Genomic DNA, 12412 nt, shown 5'->3' with positions numbered 1-12412 from the left:
GTGAGTCACATGTTGGCGTTCAAGGCTCAACGGCTGGCCTCGTCACGGGCCCGGCTCATCTTGCCCGCCAGATTCTTGAGCGCCTCGTCGGCGAAGATATCCTCCAGATCCCGGGAGAGCTTGCGACGCCAGTTGGGGTACTCGTAGCTGGTACCCGGCACGTTGACCGGCTTGTCCATCTCCAGCCAGTCTTCGAGCTGGGTGCTGAACAGGGCACAGCTGCCGCGGGACATGTGCAGTTGCAGACCGTGGTTGAGCTCGGTATTCATGCCGACCCAGTTCACGTCTTGACTGATATTGCCAGAGATGACCCCATGAGCATGCAGGCTGTCAAGGATACGCTGCTTGGCCTGGTGGCGATCAGCATACAGGGTCTTGAGTACGTCTTCATCCGGGTACAGGCCCAGTTCGCGTCCCAGCGCCAGATCGTCGCAGTGCCAGAAGCCTTTGAGGGTCGGCATGTCGTGGGTGGTCAGGGCGGACATCGCCTGCTCGGCGTAGTGCGCCGGGGAGATGAAGCCACCATCGTCCTTGGAACGCTCGAAGAAGAACACCTTGTAGGAGTGGACGCCGTTCTCTTTCAGGGTCACGTCGATCCCCTCTGGCACGGTCCCCAGATCCTCGCCGATCAGCAGGCACTGGTTGCGATGAGACTCGAGGGCCAGGATCCCCAGCAGATCGTTCACCGGATAATAGATGTAGGCCCCCTTGGCGGCGGACTCTCCGGGCGGCACCCACCACAGACGCAGCAAGGCCATCACGTGGTCGATGCGCAGGGCGCCGCAGGAGCGCATGTTGGCACGGAACAGATCCACCATGGGCTGGTAGGCGGCCTCGAACAGCTGGTTCGGGTTCATGGGGGGCAGGCCCCAGTTCTGGCCGAGGGGGCCGAGAATGTCGGGCGGTGCACCGACCGAGGCTTTCGGGCAGTAGAGGTCCCGGTTTGCCCAGATCTCGGTGGAGCCTTCGGAGACGCCGACCGCCAGATCCCGGTAGATCCCCATCACCATGCCGGCGGCCTTGGCGCGGGCATCGGCCCGGGCCAGCTGCTCGTCAGCCAGGAACTGCAGATAGAGGTAGAAGGCCACATCCTGCTGGTGCTCGGCCATCCAGGCCGCCACTTCGGGGTTGTGGTAATCGCGCAGCGCCTCGGGCCAGACCGGCCAGCCCCAGGCATTCTCGCCCTTGGCATAGAAGTGGGCCTGCAGGGCGTCAAACGCTGCCTGCTGTTGCAGGCTGTCACCGCCGGCAGCCACAAAGGCATCGAACGCAGCCTGACGCTCGGCACTGAAGCTGGCCTGGTCGAACACCTGACGCAGCATCCCGATCTTGGTCTGGATGACGCCGGTGTAATCCACATTGTCCTTGACCCGCAGGGAGGTGAGGTGCTGCTGGAAGGCCGGGCTCGCCACTTCCGCTTTCAGGCGATCGTTGCCCAGGAATTCGGGCACCGCTTCCACATCGATATAGGCGACGTTGAGCCAGCGACGGGAAGAGGGGCTGTAAGGGCTGGCACTCTCCGGGTTGGCCGGATAGAGGGCATGAATGGGGTTAAGACCGACGAAGTGGGCTCCCCAGGCGGCGGCATTCTCAACCAGCTGGCCGAGATCGCTGAAATCGCCGATGCCCCAGTTGTGGCGGCTGCGCAGGCAGTAGAGCTGGACGCTCGGGCCCCACACCTTGCGACCATTGGCGATGGGCGCCTGCTTGTAGCAGGATTTGGGGGCGACGATGAGACGCATGGTGGCCAGCGGCTCGTCATTGCCCTCTTCAAGCAGGATGAGCTGGTGATAACCCAGCGCAGGCTGCACATCCAGGGTGACGCGATAGGCCTGGCACTCCATCTCCTCGAACTCGGCCACCCCGACCAGCTCACCCTCGATGGGGGTGAGTTGACCGGACAGCACTGCACCCTGCTCCTGCTGGAGCTGCCAGGTGAGGGCATCGTTGACGAATTCGATGGGGAGGCGAACCTCAAGAGTAACGGCGTCGCCGCTGCGTACCACCATCACGGGATCCAGCGCGCGCAGCCAGTGCTGGCGGTGCTCCTGCTCAAGCTGTTCGGACAGGGCGGCCTCGTCATCGACGCGGTAGCCCATGGCGCCCAGCATGGCGGCCTTGCTCTCTTCCGATACCAAGGCCGGCTGGCCCCAGGCATCAACATACTCACTGGCAATGCCTTTGACGGCAGCCAGCTGTTCAATCAGGGTGGTCATAGTTTGAGAATTCCCGCTGTGGATTCTGTCTACGCTATTTTGTGATTAATTTTTATGGTTGGTACTTGAACAGTGGCTCTTTGGCCATGCTAAACCGCGCACATTTTTACATATCTCCCCGGCTGGATGTGTGACCGGGCAGGCACTATTGTTGTTCTCTGCCACCGACTTTGCTGATGATGCATTCAACAAAAGTTGGTAGCCAGTTACATAAACCGAAAATAAATTTCACAGTTTTTCATGATATAGCGCAATTTCGCGCAGATTGTTGGTTGACTCGCGAGGGAGTTCTAGTAAATTTACAAACGGAATTTTCTTTGACTACTGAACAGTTAGGTAACCAATTATGACTATCAAAGTAGGTATTAACGGTTTTGGCCGTATCGGTCGTTTCGTTTTCCGTCTGGCCGCTGAGCGTGCTGACATCGAAGTGGTTGGTATCAACGACCTGATCGACGTTGACTACATGGCTTACATGCTGAAGTACGACTCCACTCACGGTCGCTTCAAGGGCACTGTTGAAGTCAAAGACGGCAACCTGATCGTCAACGGCAAAACCGTACGTGTTACCGCTGAACGTGACCCGGCCAACCTGAAATGGGGCGAAATCGGTGTTGACGTTGTTGCCGAAGCAACCGGTCTGTTCCTGACCGACGAAACCGCTCGCAAGCACATCGCTGCCGGTGCCAAGAAAGTCGTACTGACCGGTCCGTCCAAAGACGCTACCCCGATGTTCGTCATGGGCGTCAACCAGGATTCCTACGCTGGCCAGGACATCGTTTCCAACGCTTCCTGCACCACCAACTGCCTGGCCCCCATCGCCAAGGTTCTGAACGATACCTTCGGTATCGAATCCGGCCTGATGACCACCGTTCACGCTACCACTGCTACCCAGAAGACCGTTGATGGTCCGTCTGCCAAAGACTGGCGCGGTGGCCGCGGTGCGGCTCAGAACATCATCCCGTCCTCTACCGGTGCTGCCAAGGCTGTTGGCGTGGTCATCCCGGAACTGAACGGCAAGCTGACCGGCATGGCCTTCCGCGTGCCGACTCCGGACGTGTCCGTTGTTGACCTGACCGTCAACCTGAAGAAAGAAGCGTCCTACGCTGAAATCTGCCAGGCCATGAAGGCTGCCTCCGAAGGCGCCATGAAGGGCGTGCTGGGCTACACCGAAGACGAAGTGGTTTCCACCGACTTCCTGGGTGAGCGTCAGACTTCCGTGTTCGATGCCAAGGCTGGTATCCAGCTGAACAAGACCTTCGTGAAAGTCGTCTCCTGGTACGACAACGAAATGGGCTACTCCAGCAAGGTTCTGGACCTGATCGCTCACATCTCCAAGTAATTTGGGATGCGCAATCGCGTAGCTTGAAAAAAGGCGGCCAATGGCCGCCTTTTTGTATTCTGAATCACGGACCCTTTCTGAATGTCCCCGAGCACTGGAGCCTTTATGACACCGACACGTACGCTGACTGCCCACTGCACCCTGAGCCAGGATGGCCTGCCCCTGCTGACCATAGACAATGAGCACGCCAGGGCCGAGATAAGCCTGTTTGGCGCCCATGTGCTGCGTTACCAACGCCATGGTGAACCGGCCTCTCTCTGGCTCAGCGACAAGGCGATACTGGATGGCAGCAAGCCCATTCGCGGCGGCATTCCCCTCTGCTGGCCCTGGTTCGGCCCCTCCCCCGCTCGCGTTGGCAGCGGCAAGTCGGCTCATGGCTTCGCACGCAACTGCCTGTGGACGCTGGATGGGGTCTCCGATCACGGGGATGGCACACTCGTCCACCTCTCCCTGCGTGACAACGATGCCAGCAGGACGCTCTGGCCCCATGCCTTCGAGCTGGAGCTGGACGTACTGGTCGGCAAGGAGCTTTCCCTGGTGCTGACCACCCGCAACACCGGCAAGTCAGCGCTCACCTACAATGCCGCCCTGCACACCTACCTGCAGATCAGTGCGCCGGAAGCGGTAACCGTGACCGGCCTCGGCGAACCCTATCTGGACAAGCTGACCGGCCGAAACGAACTGCAACAGGGAGCGCTGACCGTCACCGCAGCCATGGATCGCATCTACCGCCAGCCCGATCCCATGGTCAGCGTGCAGGATGGTGAGCGCACCACCCGGGTGGTCAGCGGCAACCACGACAGCGTGGTGGTCTGGACCCCCTGGCAGGAAGGGGCCAGCGCCATGGCCGACATGAGTGACGACGGTTATCGCACCATGCTCTGTGTCGAGGCGGCCATCACCGCCGAGGACGGGATCACCGTCGTGCCCGACGAGGAGCACAGCTTCTCCACCGTCATCATCTGACGATACGGCTGACGGATAAATTAAAGAGGGCTCCCGCGGGAGCCCTCTTTGCATCTTGCCATCAGCGACGATCAGGCGTTGCCCTGGGTCTTGAGCTTGAGCTCGGCGGCGAAATCCAGCATGCGATCGAGCGGGACAAGCGCTTTGAGACGCAGTGCCTCATCCACATGGATCTCGTGACGCTCGGCACCGTCGGTCAGGGCTTCCTTGATGGCCACCAGGCCGTTCATCGCCATCCAGGGGCAGTGGGCGCAGCTGCGGCAGGTGGCACCATCACCGCCGGTGGGCGCCTCCACCATCTCCTTCTCCGGGCAGGCCTGCTGCATCTTGTAGAAGATGCCGCGATCGGTCGCCACGATCAGTTTCTGCTGGGGCAGCTCTTTGGCGGCCTTGATGAGCTGGCTGGTGGACCCCACCGCATCCGCCAGCTCGATGACGGAGGCCGGGGACTCCGGGTGCACCAGCACGGCGGCATCCGGGTTCTGGGCCTTGAGCTCGCGCAGCGCCTTGGCCTTGAACTCGTCGTGCACGATGCAGTGACCCTGCCAGCGCAGCATCTCGGCCCCTGTCTTCTTCTCGATGTAGGCGCCGAGGTGTCTGTCCGGGCCCCAGATGATCTTGTGACCCTGACTGTCCAGATGTTCGACGATCTCCAGCGCAATACTGGAGGTGACCACCCAGTCGGCCCGTGCTTTCACCGCTGCCGAGGTATTGGCATAGACCACCACGATGTGATCGGGGTGGGCATCGCAGAAGGCGGAGAACTGGTCGATGGGACAACCCAGATCAAGGGAGCACTCGGCCTCCAGCGTCGGCATCAGCACCCGCTTGTGGGGGCTCAGGATCTTGGAGGTCTCTCCCATGAAGCGCACACCGGCCACGATCAGGGTCTGGGCTGCATGGTCGCGACCGAAGCGGGCCATCTCCAGGGAGTCACCCACGAAGCCACCGGTGGCTTCTGCCAGGGCCTGGATCTCGGGATCCGTGTAGTAATGGGCAACCAGCACGGCCTGGCGCGCCTGCAGCAGTACCTTGATCTCGGCGATCAGGGTCGCCTTCTGCTCGGGAGTCAGGGGCTGTGGTTTGGCCGGGAAGGGGTAGTCCATCTCGACTACCGGCGGAATACTGCTCAGTGCATTGCTCATTGCGACTGTTCCATCAACGCTCGGGAAGGCCAAAATTATAACCAGAAGCCGTGCACAAACCCATCAACAAATCCAGTACAGTACAACTGTCAGGACCCGCTCCGACCATATCGTTGTCATTCTTGCCAAAAGGAGTTGTCGAATGAAACAACGTTCGCTCAAGACCAAGTTGTTGTTGCTCACGCTGGGACTTTTTCTCGCCAGTGGCGTCGCCATGACATGGATACAGTCCTCCTCGCTGAACGGCCTGCGCGATGACATCATGGCGCAGACCCGTGGCGCCCTGGAGCAGGAGGTTTCCCGTTCCCTGCAATTCCAGGCAGAGCGGTATGCCGTGCAGATCGAAGACCAGTTGCAGCAGGCCTATCAGATACCGCTCGGCATGGCGGCGCAGCTTGAAGGAAGCATGGCCCAGCCGGACCAGCGGCTGAGTCGCCCGCAAGTAGAGCTCCTGCTTGGCAGCCGCCTGCGCCAGGCAAACGGGATCAGTTCCATCTACGCCCAGTTCGAACCCAACGGTTACGACGGACAGGACGCCGACTGGCAGACGGGCGCCAGCCATTCGGTTGCCGGCAAGGGCAGTCTCGAGGTCTACTTCACCCGGGAATAGAACGGAAACATCGCGCAGCAGACCATAGATGCCGCCACCAGTGACGCCAAGTTCGACACCTCGCGCAATGAATTCGGCATTCGCAACAGCGAGTGGTATCTCTGCGGTCGCGAGACACGTCGCCCCTGCCTGATGGAACCCTACCTCTACGAGATAAGCCCTGGCCAGAAGATGCTGATGACCAGCCTGACGGTGCCCGTCCTCAAGGATGGCAAGTTTGCCGGGATCACCGGGGTCGACATGAACCTGCCCATCTTCCAGCAACTGGCCGAGCACCTTGGCAAGAGCCTCTATGACAACATGGCCGAGGTCACCCTGGCCAGCAAGACGGGCTTCATCGTCGGCAGCAACCGCCATTCGGACAAACTGGGGCGCCCCCTGACAGAGGCCGGACTGGTTGCCCCGAATGGACACCCCGCCGATACCGACAGCGATTTCATCCTGCAGCAGCCCATACGGATCGATGCCGCCGACAACCAGTGGTGGCTGATGATCAAGGTGCCCAAGGCCCTCGCCCTCAGCCAGGCCAACACCATCAGCCAGCAGCTCGGCAGCCTGTTGCAGGCTACCCAGCAGCAGCAGCTGGTTGCCATCGTTGTCATCACCCTGGTGGCCCTGGGCTTGCTTGTCTGGTTCATCCAGACCATCACGGCGCCCCTCTCCCTCATCAGCCGCCACGTCTCCCACCTCGCCAGCAATGAAGGCGACCTGACCCAGCAGATGCGTATCGACACCCACCAGGAGCTCATCGAGCTGGGCAGGCATCTCAATGCCTTCCTCGGCAAGCTGAGGGCCATGGTGCAGGGCAGCAAGCAGATTGGGCAACAGGTGCATCAGCAGGCCAGGGGCATGAAGCAGACGGCCGATGCCATGCGCAGCAGCCTGGATGAGCAGAGCCTGGAGCTGGAGAGCGTGGTCAGCGCCATGCACGAGATGAGCACCACGGCAGTCAGTGTGGCGGGCTATGCGGAACAGGCGGCGCAGGAGTCTGAAGCGGCGACCCACCATGTCAGCACGGCCCAGCAGACCTTGAGCAGGGCCCGCAACGAGATCCATACCCTGGTCGAGGACATGCATCAGGCCGACAAGGCGGTCGCCCAGGTCGCCCAGCGCAGCACCAATATCAGCCATATTCTCGATGTGATCCGGGCCATTGCCGAACAGACCAACCTGCTGGCCCTCAACGCAGCCATCGAGGCGGCGCGGGCCGGCGACATGGGCAGGGGTTTTGCCGTCGTGGCGGACGAGGTGAGGGCGCTGGCCAACAAGACCCGCTCATCCACCGACGAGATAGGCCAGCTCATCGGCAGCCTGCAAACCGAGGTCACCAGCAGCCAGCAGTTGATGAGCACGGGGATCGCCCGCTCGGTGAGCACGGTTGAAGGCACGGAGCAGGCCTTCGAGGCACTCAATCAGGTGGTCACCCAGATCCAGCAGATCCATGATCACATCAGCCAGGTGGCGACCGCCGCCGAGCAGCAGAGTGCCGTGAGCGACACCATCAACCAGAACCTGATGCGCATCGGCGACGCCGCCACCACCCTGGGACAAGAGGCCAATGCCAGCCAGCGCCTGAGCGAGGCACTGGAACAGGCGGCCACCACCCTGGCAAGCGAGCTGGATCGACTGCGAACCTGATGAGAGACGGAAACGAAAAAGCCCGCATCGCTGCGGGCTTTTCAATATGGTGGTCGTTACTGGGCTCGAACCAGTGACCCCCTCCTTGTAAGGGAGGTGCTCTCCCAGCTGAGCTAAACGACCTGGGACAAGACTTAAATGATGGTGGGTCGTGCTGGATTCGAACCAGCGACCAATTGATTAAAAGTCAACTGCTCTACCGACTGAGCTAACGACCCATCGAAATCATTTTTAAAGCATGGTGGTCGTTACTGGGCTCGAACCAGTGACCCCCTCCTTGTAAGGGAGGTGCTCTCCCAGCTGAGCTAAACGACCTGGGATATGACTGAAATGATGGTGGGTCGTGCTGGATTCGAACCAGCGACCAATTGATTAAAAGTCAACTGCTCTACCGACTGAGCTAACGACCCATCGAAATCATTTTTTAAAGCATGGTGGTCGTTACTGGGCTCGAACCAGTGACCCCCTCCTTGTAAGGGAGGTGCTCTCCCAGCTGAGCTAAACGACCTGGGATATGACTGAAATGATGGTGGGTCGTGCTGGATTCGAACCAGCGACCAATTGATTAAAAGTCAACTGCTCTACCGACTGAGCTAACGACCCATCGAAATCATTTTTTAAAGCATGGTGGTCGTTACTGGGCTCGAACCAGTGACCCCCTCCTTGTAAGGGAGGTGCTCTCCCAGCTGAGCTAAACGACCTGGGATATGACTGAAATGATGGTGGGTCGTGCTGGATTCGAACCAGCGACCAATTGATTAAAAGTCAACTGCTCTACCGACTGAGCTAACGACCCATCTAAATCATTTTTAAAGCATGGTGGTCGTTACTGGGCTCGAACCAGTGACCCCCTCCTTGTAAGGGAGGTGCTCTCCCAGCTGAGCTAAACGACCTGGGATTCTGTGTTCAGAGTGGTGGGTCGTGTAGGGTTCGAACCTACGACCAATTGATTAAGAGTCAACTGCTCTACCGACTGAGCTAACGACCCACATCCTGAACCTTTCACCAACCGCATGTGGCGGCCAGTGTTACAACATGGTGGTCGTTACTGGGCTCGAACCAGTGACCCCCTCCTTGTAAGGGAGGTGCTCTCCCAGCTGAGCTAAACGACCTGGGATTCTATGTTCAGAGTGGTGGGTCGTGTAGGGTTCGAACCTACGACCAATTGATTAAGAGTCAACTGCTCTACCGACTGAGCTAACGACCCACATCCTGAACTTTTTACCAACCGCATGTGGCGGCCAGTGTTACAACATGGTGGTCGTTACTGGGCTCGAACCAGTGACCCCCTCCTTGTAAGGGAGGTGCTCTCCCAGCTGAGCTAAACGACCTGGGAATATTGTCTTCACCTGCTGTGAAGAAATGGTGGGTCGTGCTGGATTCGAACCAGCGACCAATTGATTAAAAGTCAACTGCTCTACCGACTGAGCTAACGACCCTCACCACGACCAGCGCCGACTGCATTACTGCTCCGGCTCTGACGGCGGCCTATATTACGGATTTATCATCCTGGCGCAATAGAAAAATCTTAAATTAAATCTGATTGTTCACTGCGCATACAAAGCACGGCGGTATTTACAAGAGTGTTACGAAAACAGTGACATGCAGCAATGTCACAGCTTGGCCAGACTCTGTTTGGCCAGCTGGGCCGGCGAGGTGTTGGGGTAACCCTTGATCACCTGCTCATAGAAGGCCTTGGCCTCTGCTTTTTTGCCGTCAAGCTGGGCGAGCATGCCGAGTTTCAGCAGGGCATCGGCCCGCTTGGGTGACTTGCTGTATTTGTTCGCCACCGTGGAGAACTGGCTCGCGGCCCCCGCCCTGTCGCCCTTGTTGAACATCAGCTGGCCAAGCCAGTAGTGGGCATTGGGAACATAGCTGGAGTTCGGGAACTGCTTGATGAACCCTTCGAAGGCAGGAATGGCCTTGTCGTAGTTCTTCTCCTTGAGCACCATGTTCACGGCCGCGTCGTAGGCCTGGTTCTCATCCTGGTTGGTGGAGTAGTTGGCAGCCGCGGCAGGAGGCGTTGCAGCACCTGCAGCAGGTGTTGCGGGCGCGGCGGCAGGCTGGCTGTTGGCCACCTTGTCGAGCTCTTGGTAGAGTTGGCGCTGGCGCTCCTGGGACTGCTCCATCTGGTAGGTCTGCTGTTCCAGCTGACCACGCAGCTCGGAGACCTCCCCTTGCAGGGAGTCGACCTGTTGCTGCAGTTCGGCCTGCAGACGCAGACGGGCGTTGAGGGTACGCTCCAGCAGAGCAACCCGGTCTTCCAGGCTGCCGGTCGGTACGATGGCACCATTGTTGCCGCTCAGCACTACGCCGCTGCTGCCAGAATCCCCGCTCAGATCGCTCACGGGTGCCGCTGCTTGCGCATTCAAAGCAACCAACACGGCCAGCGCAACACCAGCTTGCTTGTACACAGATTTCATTCGGATCAAACCTTAGCGTTTAGTGCAAATAAAACGGCCAGCGCATAGTCGCTCGCTGATACAGATTTCATTCGGATCAAACCTTGACGTTTAGTGCAAATAAAACGGCCATCGAAATGGCCGCTTGCATATAAACGAACGTCGTTCGACTCAAACCTTAGTAAACCAGGACCGCACGGCGGTTCTTGGCAAAGGCTTCCTCGGTGTGGGACAGATCCAGCGGCTTCTCTTCGCCATAGCTGACGATGGAGAGCTGCTCGGCCTGCACACCCAGGGTTTGCAGATACTTGGCAACAGCCTTGGCACGACGCTCACCCAGCGCGATGTTGTATTCCGGCGTACCGCGCTCGTCGGCGTGGCCTTCGATCAGTACCTTGACGCTCGGACGTTCACGCAGGTAGCTGGCGTGGGCATCCAGCAGGTCGGCGTACTGACCCTGAATGTCGTAACCATCGTACGGGAAGTAGATCACGTTGTCGCGTTGCAGCGCTTCGAACTTCTGACGCATCTGCTCTTCCGGGGACAACATGCCGTTGGCGCCGCCGGTTTGTACACCGCCCATGCCGTCAGTCATGCCGGACTCGGCGCCAGCGGCGTCGGAGTCGGAAGAGGAGCTACAGGCAGCCAGGGTGAACAGTGGCAGTGCGATGGCCAGACCCTTGAGCAGTTTATTGAGTTGCATGCTATTTCCTTAAACCTTTATAACAAAACAAAAAACAATCGATTTTTATCAATTCAAGAAGGGCGACCAAGCTGGTGCACGAATTTCACCGCTACTGGTCGGAAGCACTGCCTTGAAGCGACCGTCGGTCGACACCAATGCAAGACTCTTACGACCCTGATAGATGGTGGCATAAATGATCATGCTGCCATTGGGAGCCACACTTGGCGATTCATCCAGAGCACTCTGGGTCAGTACCAGCATGGCTCCATTTTCCATATCCTGGCGAGCGATGCGATATTGTCCCTGAACCCGGGTCACCATCACCATGGACTTGCCGTCCGGTGTGATGGATGCCCCCTGGTTGGAATCCCCTTCCCAGGTCATCCGGCGAGTCATGCCAGTCGCCAAATTTACGCTATAAATCTGGGGTTTGCCACCACGTTCAGAGGTGAACAGCAAAGTTTGACCGTCCGGCATCCAGGAGGGTTCGGTGTCGATGGTGCGGTTATTTGTGACTCGAGTGAGTTGCTTGCTAGCAACATCAACGACATAGATGTCAGGCTGCCCATCTTTGGACAGAACAATAGCCAAACGACGACCATCTGGAGACCACTCCGGCGCACCGTTGATGCCACGGAAGCTGGTGATCAGACTGCGCTGCTGGGTGTAGATGTCCTGCACATAGATCTCGGACTTCTGGTTCTCGAAGCTCACGTAAGCCAGCTTGCTGCCATCCGGCGACCAGGCCGGGGACATCAGGGGTTCACGGGAGCGCAGCAGAGTCTTCTCGTTGTAGCCGTCGTAGTCGGAGATCCGCAGCTGATACGGGAACTGGGTGCCCTGCTGCACGGAGACATAGGCCAGACGAGTCAGGAAGGCACCACGCTCACCGGTCAGACGCTCGTAGACGATGTCGGAGATGCGGTGGGCAAACTGGCGCATCTGGGCACCCGGGATGGTCGCCATGCGGCTGTCCAGGATGTAACCGTTCGCTTCACCGCCCTGAGTCTTGGCCAGTTGGCCTTTCAGGACGTCGACCAGCTCGAAGTTGATCTTGTAGGTGCCATCACCCACGGCGGCGATGGAGCCGACCACCACGGCTTCGACCCCCTGGGAAGCCCAGGGCGCGAAGTTGATCTCGCCGCTGGTGCTCGGCGTCTGCGGCATCTGGCCACGGGCCAGCGGCTTGAACTTGCCGCTGCGCATCAGGTCGTTGGAGACCACTTCCGCGATATCCTGCGGCAACTGGCCATTGCCCTCCCACTTGAAGGGGGCGATGGCGATGGGGCGCGCACTGTCGATACCGCCGGTGATGACGATGTCCAAGGCCGCCTGAGCGCTCTGGCCTAGCAGAAGGCAGCCAACCAAAGCAAAAAACACTTTTCTTATCATGGCTTAAATACTCTGT

The 12412-nt window shown here is 59.1% G+C and carries 7 protein-coding genes, 14 tRNA genes and 1 pseudogene; 3 read left to right on the top strand and 19 right to left on the bottom strand.

Annotation, left to right across the window (positions count from 1 at the left end):
• Positions 1-26 precede the first annotated feature (26 nt).
• Entirely contained in the window at positions 27-2216 is a 2190-nt protein-coding gene (malQ, locus tag I6L48_RS07520) for a 4-alpha-glucanotransferase (protein ID WP_113069649.1), read from the bottom strand.
• A gap of 346 nt (positions 2217-2562) precedes the next feature.
• Here malQ and gap point away from each other — a divergent pair, with 346 nt between their 5' ends.
• Together gap and I6L48_RS07510 are read left to right on the top strand one after the other, a co-directional pair.
• A complete protein-coding gene (gene gap, locus I6L48_RS07515) occupies positions 2563-3558 on the top strand; it encodes a type I glyceraldehyde-3-phosphate dehydrogenase (protein ID WP_010672882.1) in 996 nt (331 codons plus the stop codon).
• A 105-nt stretch (positions 3559-3663) separates the two neighbouring features.
• Entirely contained in the window at positions 3664-4524 is an 861-nt protein-coding gene (locus tag I6L48_RS07510; protein WP_216987905.1) for a D-hexose-6-phosphate mutarotase, read from the top strand.
• A gap of 71 nt (positions 4525-4595) precedes the next feature.
• Here I6L48_RS07510 and nadA read toward each other — a convergent pair whose 3' ends face one another.
• On the bottom strand, positions 4596-5669 hold the full coding sequence (nadA, locus tag I6L48_RS07505; RefSeq protein WP_010672880.1) for a quinolinate synthase NadA: 1074 nt from the start codon (positions 5667-5669) through the stop codon (positions 4596-4598).
• Positions 5670-5811: 142 nt separating this feature from the next.
• Between nadA and I6L48_RS07500 the strand changes: the two are divergent.
• Positions 5812-7917, top strand: a pseudogene (locus tag I6L48_RS07500) (methyl-accepting chemotaxis protein).
• A 47-nt stretch (positions 7918-7964) separates the two neighbouring features.
• Here I6L48_RS07500 and I6L48_RS07495 read toward each other — a convergent pair.
• From I6L48_RS07495 to tolB, 17 genes are all read right to left on the bottom strand, one after another.
• Positions 7965-8040, bottom strand: a tRNA-Val gene (locus I6L48_RS07495).
• A gap of 19 nt (positions 8041-8059) precedes the next feature.
• A tRNA-Lys gene (locus tag I6L48_RS07490) sits at positions 8060-8135 on the bottom strand.
• 21 nt (positions 8136-8156) lie between these two features.
• Positions 8157-8232: transfer RNA gene (locus tag I6L48_RS07485), tRNA-Val, on the bottom strand.
• A gap of 19 nt (positions 8233-8251) precedes the next feature.
• Positions 8252-8327: transfer RNA gene (locus I6L48_RS07480), tRNA-Lys, on the bottom strand.
• A 22-nt stretch (positions 8328-8349) separates the two neighbouring features.
• Positions 8350-8425 (bottom strand) — tRNA-Val (locus tag I6L48_RS07475).
• A gap of 19 nt (positions 8426-8444) precedes the next feature.
• Positions 8445-8520: transfer RNA gene (locus tag I6L48_RS07470), tRNA-Lys, on the bottom strand.
• A gap of 22 nt (positions 8521-8542) precedes the next feature.
• Positions 8543-8618 (bottom strand) — tRNA-Val (locus tag I6L48_RS07465).
• A 19-nt stretch (positions 8619-8637) separates the two neighbouring features.
• Positions 8638-8713, bottom strand: a tRNA-Lys gene (locus I6L48_RS07460).
• Between the two features lie 21 nt (positions 8714-8734).
• Positions 8735-8810: transfer RNA gene (locus I6L48_RS07455), tRNA-Val, on the bottom strand.
• A gap of 19 nt (positions 8811-8829) precedes the next feature.
• Positions 8830-8905 (bottom strand) — tRNA-Lys (locus I6L48_RS07450).
• 48 nt (positions 8906-8953) lie between these two features.
• Positions 8954-9029 (bottom strand) — tRNA-Val (locus tag I6L48_RS07445).
• 19 nt (positions 9030-9048) lie between these two features.
• Positions 9049-9124 (bottom strand) — tRNA-Lys (locus tag I6L48_RS07440).
• A gap of 48 nt (positions 9125-9172) precedes the next feature.
• Positions 9173-9248 (bottom strand) — tRNA-Val (locus I6L48_RS07435).
• A 32-nt stretch (positions 9249-9280) separates the two neighbouring features.
• Positions 9281-9356, bottom strand: a tRNA-Lys gene (locus I6L48_RS07430).
• Between the two features lie 174 nt (positions 9357-9530).
• Complete coding sequence (gene ybgF, locus I6L48_RS07425; protein ID WP_041211017.1) at positions 9531-10340, bottom strand: tol-pal system protein YbgF; 810 nt, start codon at positions 10338-10340, stop codon at positions 9531-9533.
• 157 nt (positions 10341-10497) lie between these two features.
• Positions 10498-11022 carry a peptidoglycan-associated lipoprotein Pal gene (gene pal, locus I6L48_RS07420; protein WP_010672877.1) on the bottom strand — a complete coding sequence of 175 codons (525 nt, stop codon included), beginning with the start codon at positions 11020-11022 and terminating at the stop codon, positions 10498-10500.
• A gap of 48 nt (positions 11023-11070) precedes the next feature.
• Positions 11071-12396 carry a Tol-Pal system beta propeller repeat protein TolB gene (tolB, locus tag I6L48_RS07415; RefSeq protein ID WP_010672876.1) on the bottom strand — a complete coding sequence of 442 codons (1326 nt, stop codon included), beginning with the start codon at positions 12394-12396 and terminating at the stop codon, positions 11071-11073.
• Positions 12397-12412 lie beyond the last annotated feature (16 nt).

Origin of the sequence: Aeromonas sp. FDAARGOS 1418 (genome assembly GCF_019048585.1) — a bacterium.
GTDB lineage: Bacteria > Pseudomonadota > Gammaproteobacteria > Enterobacterales > Aeromonadaceae > Aeromonas > Aeromonas caviae.
This window is presented reverse-complemented; position numbering and strand designations above follow the sequence as displayed.

Bases quoted from the DNA above. Each gene is read 5' to 3' on its own strand.
- ybgF (WP_041211017.1), bottom strand. From the start codon at position 10,340: ATGAAATCTGTGTACAAGCAAGCTGGTGTTGCGCTGGCCGTGTTGGTT.
- nadA (WP_010672880.1), bottom strand. From the start codon at position 5,669: ATGAGCAATGCACTGAGCAGTATTCCGCCGGTAGTCGAGATGGACTAC.
- tolB (WP_010672876.1), bottom strand. From the start codon at position 12,396: ATGATAAGAAAAGTGTTTTTTGCTTTGGTTGGCTGCCTTCTGCTAGGC.
- I6L48_RS07510 (WP_216987905.1), top strand. From the start codon at position 3,664: ATGACACCGACACGTACGCTGACTGCCCACTGCACCCTGAGCCAGGAT.
- pal (WP_010672877.1), bottom strand. From the start codon at position 11,022: ATGCAACTCAATAAACTGCTCAAGGGTCTGGCCATCGCACTGCCACTG.
- malQ (WP_113069649.1), bottom strand. From the start codon at position 2,216: ATGACCACCCTGATTGAACAGCTGGCTGCCGTCAAAGGCATTGCCAGT.
- gap (WP_010672882.1), top strand. From the start codon at position 2,563: ATGACTATCAAAGTAGGTATTAACGGTTTTGGCCGTATCGGTCGTTTC.